Origin of the sequence: Halopseudomonas pelagia, from assembly GCF_009497895.1 — a bacterium.
Taxonomy (GTDB): Bacteria; Pseudomonadota; Gammaproteobacteria; order Pseudomonadales; family Pseudomonadaceae; genus Halopseudomonas; species Halopseudomonas pelagia_A.
Genome location: NZ_CP033116.1, coordinates 2934317 through 2953144, shown reverse-complemented (window position 1 = coordinate 2953144; position 18828 = coordinate 2934317). Strand labels below are relative to the sequence as shown.

Below are 18828 nucleotides of genomic sequence, written 5' to 3'. Positions count from 1 at the left end.
GGCAGCGCCCAGAATCAGCATCCTGCTGAATCTATGTAAAGCACGCGCTACCGCCCCTGTCAAATTCCCACGTTAATTCCCTCCTGCAAGATAGTCCTAGTTTGTTGCAACATTATTCAAGCGAAGTCGTTATGTAACGGCGATGCTCTGTTGTACCAAATAACGATTCGCTCAACAAAATGCAGAGCCCTATGGGCCTGGGAGGGAACATGGCTGTCAAGCTGAACCAACATGATCTGCAATTCATCCTGGATCAGATCAAGATCGCGGAAGCGCATTCTGCGGGAACGCCCCTTTCGGAGCTTATCGACAGCTCGCTGCTGCCTTCGGGTCTGCGCACGGTCGACGGAAGCTACAACAATTTTGAGGTTGGACGGGAAAACTGGGGGGCTTCAGGCCAGGAGTTTCCGAGGTTGACCGATCCGAATTGGGTCGAGGGAAGCGGCACTATGGGCGGTGCCCCATACCCCACCAACAACGACTACGGCGCCGAGGGCAGTGTGGTCGATGGCGAGCCTAGGCTAATTTCCAACCTCATTGTTGACCAGACATTGGCCAACCCAGCCGCAATCTACGCTGCTCTGCAGTTGGCCGGCTTCGAAGGCGATATCCTGGCGACGGTTAGGGACATCCACACCGGCTACGCGATCACTGACAAGCCGGCAATGGACGCGCTGGAAGAGCAGGGTAACGAGGCTGGGCTCGTCCAGTACAAGGCGGATCTCGCCGCCCATCTTTTCGAGACCTACGGCATCGAGATGGATGACCTGACCATTTTCTTGCCCAACGTCGCGCCCGATGAGGGATTGTCCGCGTCATACAACGCATTCTTCACGTTTTTCGGCCAATTCTTTGACCATGGACTGGATCTGGTGGCGAAAGGCGACAACGGCACCGTATACATGCCGCTCAGCGAGGACGACCCGCTTTACAACCCGAACAGCCCACATACCAATTTCATGGCGATGACCCGCGCGAGCATCACCCCGGACACCGCTGGCAACGTCACTACGCCCTGGGTTGATCAAAATCAGACCTATACTTCAAACGCCTCGCATCAGGTTTTTCTGCGCGAGTACGTATTCTCCGTCGACAGCAATGGCGACGGCACAGCGGATTCCCAGCCACTTGCGACTGGCCATCTACTCGAAGGCGCCCGCGGCCTTGCAACCTGGGCCGACGTCAAGGAGCAGGCAAGGGAGGTGCTCGGGATAGACCTCACTGATGCCGATGTTGGTGCAGTGCCGTATCTTCTGGTTGACCCCTATGGTGAGTTCATTCGCGGCGAGAACGGCCTTCCACAGATACTTGCGGCCTTTGATCCGGAGCAAAACCCTATTTATGTCGAAGGCAATCTGGATCAACCCGTCAATCCTTCGGCGATCCAGCTCCCTGTAGGCACTCAGATCATGGGCAGCTCTGGCATTATCACGATTGAGGAGGGCATGACTGTCTCGGCCGCACGCACAGGGCATGCTTTCCTCGACGATATCGCTCATACGGCGGTTGTGGTCACGGACGAGACCGGCGCGCTGGTGGCTGACGCTGACACCGAGGCGGGCAATACCGTCGCCACGAACATCCGTGGCCAGAACACCGAATACGACAATGAGCTTCTCGACGCGCACTACATTACCGGCGACGGGCGCGGAAACGAGAATATCGGGCTCTCAGCCGTCCACCACATCTTCCACTCTGAGCACAACCGCCAGGTCGACGACATCAAGGCGACCATTGAGGCCAGCGACGACGCAGACTGGATCGCCCAGTGGAAGCTCGATGATGGTTCGTGGGACGGCGAACGGCTGTTCCAGGCGGCGCGTTTTTCCACCGAGATGCAGTATCAGCACCTCGTGTTCGAAGAGTTCGCGCGCAAGATCCAGCCGGACGTGGACGTGTTCATGGTCCAGCCCGACGCAGAGATGAACCCGGCCATCCTCGCCGAGTTCGCGCATGTCATCTACCGCTTTGGACACTCGATGCTGAACGAGACCGTCGATATGATCGACGCCAACGGAGATCGCAGCGGCTCAATGAATTTGTTCGACGCGTTCCTCAATCCGCTCGCCTTCGGCGCCGAGGACGAGAACGGCAACGTCACCGTTAGCCATGACGAAGCCGCTGGCGCTATTATCCGCGGCATGACCAGCCAGGTCGGCAACGAAATCGACGAGTTCGTCACCAACACGCTGCGCAACCAGCTGCTGGGTATTCCGCTCGACTTGCCGGCGATCAATATCGCCCGCGGCCGTGACACCGGCATGCCGACGCTGAACGAGGCGCGCGCCCAGTTCATGGAAATGGCCGGAGGTGACACTCAGCTCAAACCCTACGAGAGCTGGAGTGATTTCGCCCTCAACCTAAAGAACCCGGCCTCGATTATCAACTTTGTCGCGGCTTACGGCACTCACCCGCTGATTGAGGCTGCCGATACCCTGACCGCGAAGCGCGACGCAGCTATGCAACTGGTAGGTCTGTCGGACCCAACCGAAACCACGGCGGCTTCACTCGTGAATGCCAGCTTTGAAGCAAATTCGCTCGCGGCGGGACAGCCGGGAGTCATCACTGATGTTAACGGAAACTACACCACGGCAGCTCCGACTGGCTGGACGCTTACCGGCCAAGGTGGCCTGATTGATCCAGCGGCTGGCGTGGTTGATCAGAACGGTATTGAAGGGACGAATGTCGCATGGCTGCGCGCTGGCGGGATGCTGTCGCAGGACACAGGCCAGATCCTTGAAGAGGGAGCCAGCTATCGCCTTACGCTCGATATTGGTGATCGTACCAACATGGATTGGCCTGGCGGTGAGGCGCGACTCGTAGCAGGTGGGCTGGTGTTGGCGACCGTTGCGCTGACCGCGCCAGCCCAAGATGGCGGCTGGGCGACCATCTCGTTCGAGACTGGCTTGATCGATGCCGCACAGGCGGGGCAGGAGCTGAGTATTGAGATCCAGCAAACCGGCGGCGGGGCGAATCAGATCCTGGTCGACAACATACGTCTCGATGAAACGCAACAGACTGAGATCACCGATCGACTTGACTTCCTCAACGGTACAGGCACCTGGAGCGATGTGGAGACTGGCCTGAACAATATCGACCTCTGGGTCGGTGGCCTAGCCGAGAAGAAGATGCCCTTCGGCGGCATGCTCGGTTCTACCTTCTCCTTCGTCTTCGAGATGCAGATGGAGAGCCTGCAGGACGCCGACCGGTTCTACTACCTTTCGCGCGTCCAGGGCCTGAATTTGCTGACCGAGCTCGAGAACAACTCGCTGGCCAAAATGGCGCTGGCGAATACGGATCTTGGTGAGACGGAATTCGCCATTCCGGCAGATCAGTTCTCGGTACCGGATCATGTCCTCTACATGGACCTCGTCAAGCAGTTGGCGATGACGGGCCTAAACGATCCCGAACATGATGACCCAACGCTTGGAGCCTTCACCAGCTTGGTAGAGCGCCGCGACGCTGACGGCGACGATATCGCCGAGTACATCCGCTACAACGGCGCTGACCACGTGGCAATCCAGGGTACCAACGGCAATGACGTGATTGTGGCCGGTGGCGGCGACGATACTGTCTGGGGCGGCGATGGCGACGATCGCATCGAAGCCGGCTATGGCGTCGACCTGATCAATGGCGGTGCTGGCGACGACATTATTACCAATGCAGGCACCGACATAGGCGAAGTCGATATGCTCAAGGGCGACGAAGGCAACGACGTCATCCACGGCGGCAGCGGCATGGCGCTAATCTTTGGCGGTGACGGCCAGGACTTCCTGATCACCGGGCCGGACGGCTCGGAGATTCGCGCCGGCGAGGGCGATGACTTCCTCCTTGGCGGTGACGGCCAGGACATCCTGTTCGGCAACGAGGGCAACGACTGGATCGAGGGTAAAAGCCGGTTCGACTACATTGCCGGCGACAATGGAGAGCTGTTTTTCGACTCCACGATCATCGGCCACGACGTCCTCAACGGTGGCCAGGGCGATACCGACTACGACGCCGATTCTGGTGATGACATCATGTTTGCCGGCGAGGGCATTCAGAAGAGCATCGGGATGTGGGGTCATGACTGGGTCATCCACAAGGGTCAGAATGTAGGGGCCGACGCGGACATGAACGTAGAGGTGTTTACCACCCTGCCATTGGAGGTACTGCGCGACCGCTTCAGCCAGGTGGAGGCGCTGTCAGGCTGGGTGCATGACGACGTCCTGCGTGGTGACGACAGGAGTGATGAAGAAAATGATGTCACTCCTCTGATCCCTGACCCGACGCCGGAGGGCAATTTCCTTTACAACGAGCTCGACCAGGCAGGCATCGACCGCATTAACGGCCTTGACCAACTGATCACCCAGGACATGATGCGTGATGCACAGTACTGGGCCGATGGCTCAGGGGCTGTGAAGTCGGTGTTCACCGGTGGCAATATTCTGCTTGGAGGTGGCGGCAGCGATACGATAGAGGGGCGTGGTGGCGACGATGTTATCGACGGCGACGCCTGGCTCAATGTGCGCATCTCCATCATCGCTAACCGTGACGGCAGCGGTGAAGAGATAGCATCTGTCGATAGTATGGACGGGCCGGTGACACTCACCATCGCCGGCGTGGAGGTCACTCGTCCGCTTTCGACGTGGATGGTCGAGGGTCAGATCAACCCCGGGCAGCTGCAGATCGTTCGCGAGATACTGAGGGACGATTCCGGTACTGACTCGGCTCTCTATTGGGGAGATCGTGCTGCGTACGAGATCACGGCCGACGATGTGACTGGCCGTCTCACCGTTGCGCATGTCGACGTTGACGACGCAGCGGTTGATCCGGTGACCGGAAAGAATCGGCAGTCGGACGGCACCGATCTGGTCAGCAACATCGAAGTCTTGTCCTTCGGCGATGGCGATATACAGGTCATCACGGGCACGAGCGGGAACGATATTGGTGCTAGCCGCCTCGATGGAACCGACGGGGACGACATTCTGATCGGCCTTGATGGCAACGACAATCTGCTGGCCGCTGGCGGCGATGATCTTGTCCTCGGCGGTGCCGGCGACGATCGCTTGATCGGAGGAGATGGCAACGATCGGCTCGAGGGCGGTTCCGGTAATGACTTCCTCAACGGCCAGGAGGGCGACGATACGTTGCTTGGAGGAGGTGGCGTGGACGACCTTCGCGGCGGCGCTGGGAACGATATCCTTGATGGCGGTGATGGGGACGATCTTCTCTTCGGGCAAGCTGGTGACGATACTCTCGAAGGGGGCGCCGGTAATGATGACCTCAACGGCGGCGCCGGCAACGACGTCCTGAGTGGAGGTGCTGGTAATGACGTTCTGTTCGGTAGTGCCGGTGATGACCTGCTAATCACCGAGGCTGATGGCGGGCGCGACATCCTTGATGGCGGTAACCAATTCGACACCGCGGAAATCCGCGGAAGCGCCGACGTAGCCGAATCCTTCGAGATCCTCGATCGGACCAATGCGCAGGCCCGGGGCGTTACCGGCCTTGCAGCCGGAACCGAGATTGTCATCCTCAGGAACGGCTTAGTGATGGCAGAGCTCGCCAACATTGAGGAAATCGTCATCGATGGCCAGGGAGGCGGCGATATGTTTACGATTGCCGGCGACTTCACCGGAACCAGCCTGGCGATGAGCACCATCCATGTGATGGGTTCAGAGGACGACGATGTCCTGGATATCTCGGCACTGAGTTCCGCACATCGAGTGGTGTTCAAGACCAAGGGCGGCCACGACACGGTCGTGGGCGAGCTCAGGGAGCAGGATGTCGTCGAACTTGCCGATGGCACGACGCTCGCTGAGATATCCGAATGGCTCGAAGGGGATGGCGAGCAGCGGGTTGGCGACGAGGAGCACTCTGTCAGCTTCGAGGTTCCCACCGCAGTCCAGCAACCCGGAGAGGACGACACCGATGATGACGATGATAGCGAGGAAGAGTGCGAAACCGTCGACGAGTCGGAAGGTGAGGAAGACGATGTTGCTCCGGTCCCGGTAGCTGCGATAGCCGGCACCAACGGCGCTGACGCGCTGATAGGTACGGCGGGTGGCGATACCATCATGGGCTTGGATGGTCGAGACGTTATCTTTGGCCATGACGGTGACGACGATATCCTCGGCGGCGACGGCGCGGACATGCTCTACGGCGATGGTGGCGACGACCGCATTCTTGGCGAGGACGGCAACGATTTCATCAATGCCGGTGCTGGCGACGACATAGTCTTCGGCGGCGACGGCGATGACCTGTTCGTGGCCGAAGCCGGTGACGGTGACGACACCTATTATGGCGACGACATGGTAGGAGGTGGCGGCAACGACACGCTGGATATGTCAGCCATTATGGCAGCTATCACAGCGGACCTTGGTACCGGGTTCATGGGACGCGGGAGCGTCTCGAGCGCTGAGACCGGTAATGATGTGCTGTGGGGCGTCGAGAATATCGTGACCGGATCGGGAGACGACACGATCACGGCGAGCAATGCAGTCAACGTGATGGACGGTGGTGCGGGCAACGACACGTTCCGCTTCCTGTCTGCGGCCGATGCTAACGGCGATACCATCATGGGATTTCAGCCGGGCGACCGTATCGATCTCAGTGGCTTGGACGCGAATGGCTGTGCACAGGGGAACCAGAGCTTCACTTTGGTGACGGAGTCCTTCACCGGCGCCGGCCAGCTCTTGTTCAGTCATCAAACGCTCGACGGCGAGGATTACACCGTGGTTCAGGGCAACACGACCGGAGACGATGATGCCGATTTCGCAATCAGCATCAAGGGTCGGCATGAACTGACAGTGAGTGACTTCAACCTTTAACGAACGACAACAATAAAGATCCCTGCGGGCCGGGCGTGCACGTCCCCAGGGATCGTCCGTTTACTTTACGGAACAGGGAGAAGTTCGCATGCGTAAAAGAGACGCCAGCACATCGTCCAAGCGCAAGAGCGCAGAACAGCTGACCAAAGGTTTCCGAGGAATCTTTTTCTTTCTATTTGGTATGTCGGGAATTATCAACATCTTGGCACTGACCGGTGCCTTCTACATGCTGCAGATCTATGACCGAGCGCTGACCAGCGGGAGTCTTTCGACGCTACTCGCAATCTCCATTCTGGCGCTCGGCCTGTATTGCTTTCAGGGAATATTTGACGTTATCCGTTCCCAGATTCTTGTTCGCGTCGGTGCGCGGCTTGATAAAAATATTGCGCCGATAGCCCATCGAGTCGCGATCGACATGCCCCGTTTCGGGTTTTCGACAGCTGAATCATTGGAGCGAGGGCGCGACGTTGATACTGTGCGCGGTTTTCTTGGCAGTCAGGGTCCGGTAGCGCTGCTGGATTTGCCCTGGATGCCCCTGTTTTTGATTTTCGTCTACGTGTTGCATCCCTATCTTGGCGCGCTAGTTTTTCTCGGGGGACTCATTCTGGCTGTGCTCGCGATTGCCACCGAACTGATGACCTCCAAGCTGAGCAACTCCATGCAGGTGGCGGTCATCACCCGCAACACCATCGCCGACTCCAATGCTCGCAATGCCGAAATCCTAAAAGCGATGGGTTTCGCCGGTCGCGCGGTTGCCCGCTTCAACCGTGCCAACGCGGATCATCTGGACTTGCAGACGCGAACGAACGATATCAGCGGCACCCTCGGGGCGGTCGCACGCGTTTTGCGGATGATTCTGCAGTCAGCTGTCCTGGGCCTCGGTGCCGTGCTCACTATTCAGGGCGACCTTAGCGCCGGCGCAATCATAGCCGCCTCTATCGCGTCCGCGCGTGCGCTCGCACCAATCGATCTGGCGATTGGCAACTGGAAGAGCGTCGTCGCTGCACGAACTGCGTTCGCACGGCTGAAGGAAACGGTCGTGGCGCTGGCGGAAGCTGATGAGCCAATGGAACTGCCCAGCCCGAGCTCCTCCCTTAGGGTCGAGAACATTACCGTCGCAGCTCCCGATTCCGGACAAGTCCTGCTTAGCGAGGTGAGCTTTGAACTAAAGGCCGGCCACGCTGTTGGGATCATCGGTCCTAGCGGTGGAGGTAAGACGACACTGTTACGCGCGTTGACAGGAATTTGGCCTGTGCTGCGTGGAAGCGTGCGGCTTGATGATGCGGAACTTTCGCAATGGCACGACGAAGCTCTCGGTCAGCTCATCGGCTATCTGCCGCAAGAGATCGCGCTGCTTAATGGCACGATCGAAGAGAACATTTCGCGGTTTCAGGAAAAACCGGATCCCCGGGCAGTCGTGGCAGCCGCGGTGGCCGCAAGCGTCCACGAGATGATCGTGCGCTTACCAAATGGCTATCAAACGCAGCTCGGTTCGCTCGGCGCCTCCCTGTCAGGCGGCCAACGGCAGCGTATAGGACTCGCGCGCGCACTTTTCGGCAATCCTTTCCTGGTTGTCCTGGACGAGCCCAATTCCAACCTCGACGCAGAAGGTGAAGCAGCGTTGAGGGCGGCAATTGAAGGGGTGAGGCAGCGTGGGGGCATCGCAGTTGTGGCCGCCCATCGACCAAGCGCTCTGGCTGCCGTCGATCTAGTGGGTGTTGTTCAGAACGGTCGGTTGGCCGCCTTTGGACTGAAAGACGAAATCATCGGCAAGTCCCAAGTGCGCGAAGTGCATCCAGCCAAGTCACCTAGTAAGGAGGCATTGGTCAAACCATGATTAACGTTAAAGGCACGAAGAACGCCTCACCGGAAACCGATACCTCGCAGCGCTACGTTCAGAAGAGTGGCGACGAAACCTCTCGGACGCCTCATGCCATCAGCGCCCTGCTGATGGGGGTCACTGCATACCTGACCTCAATCTTTGCTTGGGGCCCGGAGCGCGCACCCCGACCGACCCCTGAGGAGCCGATCGCCGCTGCAGTAGCCCCCCCCAGTCCCGAGGACATGGCTGAAGGAATGGCTTCTTCGCGCAAATCTCATGATTTGACCGATTCCGAACCTCCTAGCTCTGGAACATCTTCAGTCGACGATGCTCCGCGATCAACGTCCCTGAGCTATCCAGGTGACAGCGAAGGCGTACTTTTAGCAGGCAGGCCCACAAGCGGCAATTCCAACGCTGAGATACCAGACCGCGGGGGCCGCCCTGCAGACACATCGTTAGCCAACGACGACCCTGCGCTGGGTGGTGGCGGTTCCTCCGGAGCCGGCTCACCGCCTGTTGACGACTTGCCCGCTGACGGCGCAGATCCCACAGACGGGGGCGATCCTACGGACGACGGAGAATCGTTGGACGGCGACCCTCTCAATCCCGACATAGACGATACCGACTGCGTGGATCGGTCCGACCAAAACCGTGCTCCTCGAGTATCAGGACCAGTCTACCTGCTGGATGTGGCACCTTGTACGGCACTCCTGATTGCTTTGGACGATCTGCTGGGCAAGGCATACGATCCTGATGGCGACGTCCTCTGGGTCGAAAATCTGGTCGTGTCGTCTGGCACGCTTACGGAAGTGGATGGCGGGTGGGTGTTCCAAAGCGACATGGGTCAACTGGGACCCGTAACGCTCACTTATCAGATCTCCGACGGTGAGCTGACGACCGATGCGGTCGCCCGTTTCTCCGTTGTCGAGCAGCCAGTTATCGTAGGAACCGCGGCAAACGACACGCTTCTCGGCAGCCTGTGTGCCGATGAGATCGACGGTGCGGATGGCGATGACAACATTGATGGACGGGCCGGCGACGACGTCCTAGCCGGAGGAGCGGGAGACGACCACATCGTTGCTGGAGATGGTGATGACGTGGTGTTCGGCGGCGACGGAAACGACATTATTTTCGGCGGCGCGGGAAACGACCATCTTTTCGGGGGAGATGGCGACGACCGGTTATTCGGCGATGACGGAGATGATGTGATCTTTGGGAACGCCGGCGAAGATCGCCTGAGCGGCGGAGATGGCAACGATCTGCTATTCGGAGGCGATGGGGCAGATTTCCTTTACGGCGACGCAGGAGACGACACCCTCGCCGGCGGCGAGGGTGATGATAGGTTGTACGGCGGCGCGGGTCAGGACGTGATCGACGGCGGCGATGGTAACGATGTAATTATGGATGGCGCGGGTCGCGATCAGGTTTTCGGCGGTATGGGAAGCGATCGGGTCGTGGCGGCGCTCGACGCAGATGATGACGTGTACGACGGTGGCGCGGACTCGGACACTCTCGACTACAGCAGCGCGTGGGAAGGAATCGTTGTGGATCTGGTGAACGGTGTCGCCAGCGGAGTAGAAATCGGACGCGATGCCATCACGGGCTTCGAAAAGGTGCTTGGAGGCCGAGGAGATGATCTGTTCATTCTCGGAAGTGAACCTGTCGCTCTGACTGGCGGCGCTGGTGATGACGTTTTTGCGTTCGACATTATTGGTGGGGATCGACCGAACGCCGTTTCGCACGTGATTTTGGACTTCGGGGTAGGAGACCGTATCCGGATGTCCGAATACGATATTTTCAGTAAGGCTGACGACGATGCGGACGACCGTTTCGAGCGAATCTACCAGAGTAATGGCGATCACGATTTGCCGATACGCTATCGCCATGATCGGGACGAGGGACTCGATTGGACCGTGATCGAGACGGACTTTGAGGCTGATGAAGCATGGGCGGCGGCAATAACGCTGCAGGGAACACACACGCTGTTGTGGTCTACAGAACGTGACGATGGTCTCGAGTGGCTATCCTAGGAGCACAGAATGAGCACAAATGGTTCTTCCGGCGGTGCAGGCAAGCCCTCGCCGAATCCAGATAACGCTTTTCGGCTCGGTCCGCGGGTTTTTGTGGGCGCTGCGTTAGCGCTGCTTCTGCTAGTGGGAGTCGGCGGCTGGGCCGTGAGTGCTCAACTAAGTGGGGCCGTAATCGCACAAGGGTTCGTGACGGTTGATCAGGACCTGAAGTCGATACAGCATCGTGACGGCGGCATCGTCAGCGAGATAGCCATCAGAGAAGGGGACATCGTCCGAGCTGGAGACGTGCTGCTGAGGCTCCAAGACACACAGACGAAGGCGGAGCTTTCAATTGTGCGCTCAAAGCTCGTGGAGTTGGCTATCAGGAGAGCAAGGCTTCTGGCAGAGCGGGACGGGCTTGCGGCAATCGAATTCCCGTCCGATTTGAACGTAGAGGATTCTCCGGATGTCTTTCTTGGCGAAACACGCATGTTCGACGGCAATCGCACCAGTCGCGAAAGTAAGAAGCAGCAGCTCGAGCTCAGCGTCGAGCAAATAAAAGAGGAGATAAAGGGGCTGGACGCGCAGCGGCGATCAAAAGGCGAGGAATTCCAGTTAGTCGAGGCAGAATATGAGGCGAACAAAGGCCTTGTTAGCAAAGGCATCATCGCACGAACCCTCCTTGTTCCGCTCGCTCGTGACAGAGTAAAACTTTCAGGTGAGCGCGGTGAGATTCACGCGTCCATTGCCAGAGCGAAAACTCGCATGAGTGAAATTCGCGTACAGATTATCGCAATTGACGAGAACGCACGTACTGAGGCTCAGCGGGAATTAAGTTCCGTGGAAGCAGAATTTTCCGAACTGCGTGATCGGCACATCGCCATCGAGGATCGGCTGGCGCGAACGGACATTCGTGCTCCGATTTCTGGGACCGTAAATGAGCTGAACGTCCACACGATTGGAGGAGTGATCACGCCGGCCGAAGAGCTTGTCACAATTGTTCCGGAAGATGCGAAACTGAAGGTCGAGGTGAAACTTGTTCCGATATCCATCGACCAACTTTGGGTCGGACAGGCGGTCAGGCTCCGTTTCACTGCTTTTAACCAGAGAACGACCCCAGAGCTCAAAGGTGAACTCATCTATGTCTCCGCAGCGACGACACGCGACGACACTACAGGCGAATCCTACTACCTTGGGGATGTCAATGTCCCTGCACAGGAGCTTCAGAAGCTCGGCAATGTCACGCTGCTACCTGGTATGCCCGTCGAAGTTTTTATTACCACCGAAGAGCGCACCGCTATGACGTATTTTATTAAGCCTGTAACCGATCAGTTCAGTAGAGCGTTTCGAGAAGAGTAGATCGCCCCTCTTTGGGGGCGAGGAAATACAGGGACGCAAGGGGGACAAGCCAAAAAGCTATTTCTGATTAATGAATGCATTTCAGACTTGTTCTGAACATTATGATCAATGACTGCAATCCACTATGCGCGACTTGGCAGATAATCCGTTTTAGCAGCTCCTGCACGCCTCCGAATCGGTCCGTTCTTACAAGCTCGCAATAAAAAAGCCCCTTTTTAGGGGCTTTTTTTATACCTCAAGGACATATGTAACGCAGGTGAGACAGTTATTGCCTTGAATAGGCGCCGCCAGACGATATGTTTCATTTATGCAACACTCTGTGCTGGTGATAAAGGCTCTAGAAGCACCTTGGTAGTCATCCCTCTCCTCTCATCATGTAACCCCGCTGACACAGTCGTCAGAAGCTATATAGGCCCAAAACAGCCAAGTCCTTGTTAATCAACGTATCGTGTAACGCGGCATGAAATCTGCTTTATCCCAGTATCGCTGCCGTGCAGTCGCAACAGGGACAACGGACATGAAGGACTCAGGACGGGTAGGGAGCTGGTGTGCAGTCTTGCTTGGGACGGCGATTATGATTGCGCCTACCTCGTTACTGGCAGCCGGCGGCGACATTCTTCTCTCTCGCGAGGTTCAACCCCGCGCCGCAACACGCGAACCTCTGGTACCCGACCCTAATCCTCGGGTCGTCAATCCCAAACCAAGCACCTATGTGGGTGAAGACCTGCAAATGGGCAGCGTGCCCGGGGAACTGAACGATGGTGATTTTGCTGCCGTCACCAGCGGTGCGCGCATGACCCAGCAACTCCTGTCACCCACGGCGCAGGGTGTACATTCCGCCACCTCAAGGCTGGGCAATCCCTCAAGCGTCGCAGGAAACAACCCTGTGGGGCATGCCGGTGGGTCGCTCGGCAAGATAGACAGCAATGTCAATCGCAGCATTCAGCAAGGCTTGAGGCCTTTACAGATTCTCCAGAGGCAATGACATGAATTCCGCCAATCTAGTTGTTGCTGTCGCCATCGCTTCGTTACTCGGTTCCGCTGCTGCTTTGGGTGAAATGTCCGCCAACGCTGATATCCAATCCAGTGGTAAAGGCTATAACGGCGTAGTGATGATCAACCAGGCAGCCGGCGACGGCCAGCAGCAGGTCAACGTCCGGGCATTGGCTGCCGGCGATAATGCGCAGGCCCGAATCAAGGTTGAACAGATCCGCGAGACCATTGTTGAAGAGCAGGTTCAGCTTGATGCCAGCGTACGGATAGGCGCAGGTGCGTTCAGCCAGGGAGATGGCGTGTTAGGGATCAACCAGAGTGCCGGAATCGGCACTCAACAAATTAACGCTTTCCGCATCGAAGTAGGGTCGATGCCGCAAAGCCTGGATGACAGTGGTCTGGCACAGAGTGTCGCACCGTCATCAATCAACTCGGGAGCAGTAGCGCCTCAGAGTGGCCAACGCCAGGTCAGCATTGATGATCAGGCTTTTGCCGACAGTCGTGGTGTGGTGCAGCTGAACCAGAGTGCCGGGGTAGGGAACCGCATGGTTAATAACCTCGGCATCCGGATCATGGACTGATCCAAATACTGCCTGCTAAAACGCAAGGATATATTAATCGAAAGGAGATTTACCATGAAGACTCAAAAACTGCTGACACCTCTGGCTCTGGCCATGGTTGCAATGTTGTCTGTTGGTGCTCACGCGTCTGGCTCCGGAGCTTCCGCCGATATCGTCGATGCCCAGAATAATGAAGGTAACAACGCGGTAAACGACACTGTTGAAAATACCGCAGTGGTTGACGGCTCATTGGGTGGCGCATCAGGCAACGTTGGCGTCAACGTTGCAGCTGGCGACAACAACCAGCAAGCCAACGCAGCTGCTATTGCTACCGCGGATACCGCATTTGTATTCGGTATTGGAGTAGGTGCTTCTGCCCAGGCCAGCATCGATGTGGACCAGACTAACCACCACAATGAAGTTGAAAACCACGGTGTGCCTAACAACGCTGCTCTGAACAATTCGGCCAACGGCACATCCGGTAACGTGGGCGTCAACATCGCTGCTGGTAACAGCAACCAGCAGAAAAACGATATGTCTGTCGCTTCGTCAGAAACCGCTTACACCGCAAGCGCTTATGTGAATGTCTATCAGGACTCTCATGACAATCTCGTATCCAATGAGTCCCTTGGTGGAAGCCACGGTGGCTACGGCTATGGTTACGGCGGTGGCGGAAATCAGTCCGGCGTAGCGGTAATCAACAACGCTGTTCTGAGCGGCTCGTTGAACGGTGTCTCTGGCAACGTTGGGGCTAACATCGCTGCAGGTAGCGGTAACCAGCAGAGCAACTCGCTGGCCATCGCCGCCGGGTGTACTGCTTGTCCTAATCTGTAGTAGCCAGCAAAGCCCAGGCACTCAGTGCCTGGGCTTCACCTTTTCAGGTATACCGTTGGGCAACAGGAGGCGAGATGAAAGGGATCAGTCTTGCTATCGTGCTGGCTCTGCTAGCGGCGCCGCTGAATCCGGTTCAGGCGCAAACTGCGTCCAAGCCTTTCGCTGCTCTACCCAATGGTGCACTCATTTATAAGCCCGTCACCAGTATGCGTGAACGGCGCTTCATTAATCTGGTCGAGCAGCAAACTGACTTCAGTTGCGGGGCAGCTGCACTTGCCACCGTATTGAATCAGGCCTATGGCTGGGAGTTTACCGAAGCGGACGTGATTCAGGGCATGCTTGCCGAGGCTGATATGGAGCTGGTGCGCACCCAAGGCTTCTCCATGCTCGACATGAAACGCTTTGCCGAAACAATTGGCCTACGCGCGCGCGGCTATCGCATTCCGCCCGAGCAGCTGGAGCAGGTAAAGGTGCCTGCTATCGTGCTGATCGATGTGCGGGGTTACAAGCATTTTGTCGTTATGCAAACCAGCAGTGACGGCTGGGTGTACATCGGCGATCCGGTCCTGGGTCATAAGAAAATGACCCTCGAGGATTTTACCCAAGGGTGGAACGGCATCATCTTTGCGGTGATTGGCCCGGGTTACGATCGGGACAATGCCTTGCTTTCTCCCCCAGAGCCTCTGACAGCCAAACACAGACTGGACCGGTTCAGACCGGTGCCTGATGCAGAGCTGCTCGACTTCGGTTTTATTCAAAGTGATTTTTTTTAGCGCACAGCGCTGGGAACCATAGGTTCCAGGAGCGACACATGAACAGGAAACACTGGTGGGTGGTAGGCGTGATAAGTCTCAGCCTACCCGTCAATGCGGCCAGTCTTTTTCAGCCGGTAGAGATCAGCGATGCGGAACTGTCGCAGCTGCGTGGTCGTTACGTGCTGCCAGACCGGGTCATTCATTTTGGGGTCACCATGAGTACCTTCTGGCAGAACAACGCCGGGCAATCGATTGGCGCGAATGTCACTCTGCAAGTGAGAGGCCAGGCGCAGCCCAGCTTGCATGTCAGTTATGTTGGGCAAGCTGAAAGCGGAGGTAGTGCAGCAGTGCCTGGCGTCGGTCAGGTCATCGGTGGTAACGGCCTTGCGCAGGTCCAGGGTATCAGCCAGAGCGTACGCAGCGCGGGTGATTACAACGATGCGTTGAATGACCTGAGCATATCTATCAGTAACACAGTGGAAAGCCTGCCAACGCCGGAAGGTCAGGCATGGAGCGGTAGCACCCAGTTCTCCAACGAAGCAGGTAGCGTGCAGATCACCAACCAGGCAGGCGGCCTACGCCTGGCCCTGGACGCGAATGGGCAGGGCCTCGCGCAGCAGCAGATTGGTGGTGGCAACGTGCTGCAGCAAGCAAATATAAACAGCAGTTTGAACAGCGTGCGAAACCTTGCTGCATTGAACATTGCACTGCGTGACCGGCCACTGAATATGGACCTGGCAAATTGCACCTGGGAACAGCTCAGAGCCTTACGACCGGCAGGGTATTGAGGGAGCCATTCAGTTCATAACAATAAGGAAGCGCATCATGCATTATTCTGGACGCGGTTTAGTATGGGGCTTGATCGGCGTCAGTTCAGTCGCCTTCGCACAACCGGAAGAGGTAGATCTGCGCCGACAACTGGAAGAGTTGCAAAAGCGCTATGAAGCGCAGCAAAACGCGCTGATGATTCTTGAACAGCGGATCCGACAAGTAGAAGGTCGAAGGGCTGAAGCCGTCGCCGAAGCCAATCAACGGAATGTACCGGTCTCACCTCCTACCCAGACGGCGCAGTCCACCCAGTCAAGCCAGTCAAGCCAGCCAACTCAGACGGCCAGGGCCGGCTCAGGTTATGGAGAGTCGCTGAAAGATTCGTCAGAACCGGCACCGAGCGTGGAGGCGCTGTATCAGGAGGCTAGTGGCTTTTTCGGTAGCGGCACCTTTAGCCTCGAACCGGGCATCACCTACAGTCACTACGACACCAGGCAATTGTTCCTCAATGGTTTTCTGGCACTGGACGCCATCTTCCTGGGTAACCTGGGTATTGATGAAATCAACGCCGATACCTTTACTTTCGATTTAACTGGCCGCTACAACTGGCGTCAGCGTTGGCAGTTCGATGCGAACATCCCCGTGGTCTATCGACAAACCACCTATCAATCAGCGGGAGCCGGTGGTTCCAGCGCACAGTTCAGCGAAGAAAAGGTCACTGGGGATCCGCGCCTCGGCGATATCAGTGTCGGCCTGGCGTACAAGTTTCTCGACGAGTCACCTGGCATACCCGATGCGGTCGCCAGCCTGCGGGTGAGGATGCCGACCGGTAAGGATCCCTATGGCATCAAGCTTGATACCGTGCCTGGTAACGATAACCTCAGCGTGCCCGAAGACCTGCCCACCGGTAACGGCGTCTGGTCGGTGACGCCGGGTATTTCGCTGGTCAAGACGGTCGATCCTGCGGTGTTGTTCGGCAATCTCTCCTACACCTACCACCTGGAGGGTGACTTCTCCGACATCAGCCCGCAGATTGGCGTCAAAGTGCCAGGCAAGGTCCAGCTGGGCAACTATTTCCAACTGGGTGTGGGGATGGCGTTTGCGCTTAATGAGCGGATGAGCATGTCGATGTCGTTCTCCGAACTGATCAGCCGCTCAAGCCGTATCAGACCGGACGGCGGCGGCTGGCAGACTGTCAACGGCAGCGATGTTAACGCGGCTTACTTCAATCTTGGAGCCACCTTCGCGGCGACCGATCGGCTGACGGTGGTGCCTAGTCTGGCCATAGGTTTAACCCCGGATGCGCCGGATTTCAGCGTTAGTGTGAAATTTCCTTACTACTATTGAGTTGCCATACCGGAAAACCCGCCATCAGATGATCTGATGGCGGTGCAGCATGCGATAGAGGGTTGGCCGCGAGATTCCTAATGTTTCTGCCACGCGGCACATGTTGCCGGGATTCAGCGTAAGCGCATCCTGCAGCGCCTGCTTCTCTGCGCGCAAGATGTAGTTCTCCAGGCGCTCAGCCACCTTGACTCGCTCCTGGACCGCGGTAAGACCCAGGTCTGATGGTTCTATAGTGCGACCCTCTGCGAGAACCATGCCTCGCCGTACCCGGTTGGCCAGTTCGCGAACATTGCCCGGCCAGCCATGTTGCAGCATGGCGTTTATTGTCGCCTCACTGAACGGACGGGGCTTTCGGCCTACTTCTCCTGCGTACAACTGGGCAAAATGCTGAGCCAGAATGGGTATGTCTGCATGGCGGTCACGCAAAGGGGCGGTTCGGATTTCAAGCACGTTCAACCGGTAATACAGATCTTCGCGGAACCTGCCTTCCACAATGGCCGCTTCCAAGTCAATGTGAGTCGCTGCCACCACTCGCACATCCACCTGAATTGGCTGAGTGCTGCCGACTCGCTCAATCTGCATTTCCTGAAGAAAACGCAGCATATTGGCCTGCAGCTCCAGCGGTAGATCGCCAATCTCGTCAAGGAACAGAGTGCCCCCGTTGGCCGCTTCGATGCGACCGATCTTGCGCTGGTGGGCGCCGGTAAAGGCACCTTTTTCATGGCCAAACATTTCCGACTGAATCAGCTGGTCAGGTATCGCGCCACAGTTGACTGCAACAAAGGGCTTGTCTGCGCGACGGGATTTCCAGTGCAATGCGCGCGCGACCAGCTCTTTACCCGTGCCGCTTTCGCCGCGGATCAACACCGGCGAGTCAGTGGTTGCGCAGCGTGTCACCAGTTTGCGTAGTGTCTTGGCCTGGGCGCTGGTGCCGAGAAATTCGTGATCTTCCTTTAACGCGAAATGCCGGGTGAGGTTGCGTAAGCGCGACATGCCGTAGGCACGGCCGAGAGCAGCCTGCATGCGTTGGAAATCGAAGGGGAGAGTGTAAAAGTCGAAAAACCATTCGCTGATGAACGAGCGCATGGCGGTCTTGTCCTTCACATCCTGATCAATGACTGCAATCCATTCTCCACCGCTTTGACGGATAACCCGTTTGAGCATCTCCTGCTGTTGCAGATGGCTGTCGAGCAAATGGATGACGCCGACATCGCACTCTTTGCCGGCAGCATGGTTCAGGCTGGTGTTCACAATGCGCCAGCCTGTTTGAGTCAAATTGTTCAGTAAACAGCTCCATTCGGCGAATGTTTCCACCACCAGAAGCTTCCTAGCACCTGTATCAATCTTATCGAGCATCACAGCTCCTTCACGCTCCTAAATTGGTCCGTTAACTTGGGGCAGAACAAAGCGTGGTGTGCTGAAAGCCTAGCACATGGTCGAAAAAGGGTTGCAGTAACTGGAACAATATTCCGCTGCCGTCCGTCGATCCTCTATCCCCCAAGCGGGGGGTAAAAGAGTCCCCTGGTTAGCCCTAGGATCAAGTAAAGGTCAGATTTTTCACAGAATCTG

General features: G+C 57.2%; 11 protein-coding genes. 10 read left to right on the top strand and 1 reads right to left on the bottom strand.

The features are described from left to right. Positions 1–209 precede the first annotated feature (209 nt). The 10 genes from EAO82_RS13775 to EAO82_RS13730 all read left to right on the top strand — a co-directional run bounded on the left by EAO82_RS13775 (position 210) and on the right by EAO82_RS13730 (position 17259). A complete protein-coding gene (locus EAO82_RS13775) occupies positions 210–6812 on the top strand; it encodes a peroxidase family protein (RefSeq protein ID WP_143520385.1) in 6603 nt (2200 codons plus the stop codon). A gap of 88 nt (positions 6813–6900) precedes the next feature. Continuing rightward, on the top strand, positions 6901–8649 hold the full coding sequence (locus EAO82_RS13770; protein ID WP_096348117.1) for a type I secretion system permease/ATPase: 1749 nt from the start codon (positions 6901–6903) through the stop codon (positions 8647–8649). A gap of 569 nt (positions 8650–9218) precedes the next feature. Beyond that, positions 9219–10664: a calcium-binding protein gene (locus tag EAO82_RS13765; protein ID WP_174958882.1), complete on the top strand. Its 1446-nt coding sequence runs from the start codon at positions 9219–9221 to the stop codon at positions 10662–10664. Between the two features lie 9 nt (positions 10665–10673). Next, a complete protein-coding gene (locus EAO82_RS13760) occupies positions 10674–12002 on the top strand; it encodes an HlyD family type I secretion periplasmic adaptor subunit (protein ID WP_096348119.1) in 1329 nt (442 codons plus the stop codon). A gap of 574 nt (positions 12003–12576) precedes the next feature. After that, positions 12577–12987: a hypothetical protein gene (locus EAO82_RS13755; RefSeq protein WP_096348120.1), complete on the top strand. Its 411-nt coding sequence runs from the start codon at positions 12577–12579 to the stop codon at positions 12985–12987. Position 12988: 1 nt separating this feature from the next. After that, positions 12989–13576 (top strand): adhesin, encoded by a 588-nt coding sequence (locus EAO82_RS13750; RefSeq protein ID WP_096348121.1) that lies wholly within the window; start codon positions 12989–12991, stop codon positions 13574–13576. 54 nt (positions 13577–13630) lie between these two features. Further along, positions 13631–14389, top strand: a complete 759-nt coding sequence (locus tag EAO82_RS13745; protein ID WP_096348122.1) for a hypothetical protein — start codon at positions 13631–13633, stop codon at positions 14387–14389. Between the two features lie 74 nt (positions 14390–14463). After that, the gene (locus EAO82_RS13740) at positions 14464–15162 is read left to right on the top strand and encodes a C39 family peptidase (protein WP_096348123.1); all 699 of its coding nucleotides are present in this window, start codon (positions 14464–14466) and stop codon (positions 15160–15162) included. Positions 15163–15200: 38 nt separating this feature from the next. Then, positions 15201–15932 (top strand): hypothetical protein, encoded by a 732-nt coding sequence (locus tag EAO82_RS13735; protein WP_096348124.1) that lies wholly within the window; start codon positions 15201–15203, stop codon positions 15930–15932. Positions 15933–15969: 37 nt separating this feature from the next. After that, complete coding sequence (locus tag EAO82_RS13730; protein WP_410402954.1) at positions 15970–17259, top strand: hypothetical protein; 1290 nt, start codon at positions 15970–15972, stop codon at positions 17257–17259. Between the two features lie 24 nt (positions 17260–17283). Here EAO82_RS13730 and EAO82_RS13725 read toward each other — a convergent pair whose 3' ends face one another. Continuing rightward, positions 17284–18615 carry a sigma-54 dependent transcriptional regulator gene (locus EAO82_RS13725; protein WP_096348125.1) on the bottom strand — a complete coding sequence of 444 codons (1332 nt, stop codon included), beginning with the start codon at positions 18613–18615 and terminating at the stop codon, positions 17284–17286. Positions 18616–18828 lie beyond the last annotated feature (213 nt).

Bases quoted from the DNA above. Each gene is read 5' to 3' on its own strand.
- EAO82_RS13775 (WP_143520385.1), top strand. From the start codon at position 210: ATGGCTGTCAAGCTGAACCAACATGATCTGCAATTCATCCTGGATCAG.
- EAO82_RS13770 (WP_096348117.1), top strand. From the start codon at position 6,901: ATGCGTAAAAGAGACGCCAGCACATCGTCCAAGCGCAAGAGCGCAGAA.
- EAO82_RS13760 (WP_096348119.1), top strand. From the start codon at position 10,674: ATGAGCACAAATGGTTCTTCCGGCGGTGCAGGCAAGCCCTCGCCGAAT.
- EAO82_RS13755 (WP_096348120.1), top strand. From the start codon at position 12,577: ATGATTGCGCCTACCTCGTTACTGGCAGCCGGCGGCGACATTCTTCTC.
- EAO82_RS13750 (WP_096348121.1), top strand. From the start codon at position 12,989: ATGAATTCCGCCAATCTAGTTGTTGCTGTCGCCATCGCTTCGTTACTC.
- EAO82_RS13745 (WP_096348122.1), top strand. From the start codon at position 13,631: ATGAAGACTCAAAAACTGCTGACACCTCTGGCTCTGGCCATGGTTGCA.
- EAO82_RS13740 (WP_096348123.1), top strand. From the start codon at position 14,464: ATGAAAGGGATCAGTCTTGCTATCGTGCTGGCTCTGCTAGCGGCGCCG.
- EAO82_RS13735 (WP_096348124.1), top strand. From the start codon at position 15,201: ATGAACAGGAAACACTGGTGGGTGGTAGGCGTGATAAGTCTCAGCCTA.
- EAO82_RS13730 (WP_410402954.1), top strand. From the start codon at position 15,970: ATGCATTATTCTGGACGCGGTTTAGTATGGGGCTTGATCGGCGTCAGT.
- EAO82_RS13725 (WP_096348125.1), bottom strand. From the start codon at position 18,615: ATGCTCGATAAGATTGATACAGGTGCTAGGAAGCTTCTGGTGGTGGAA.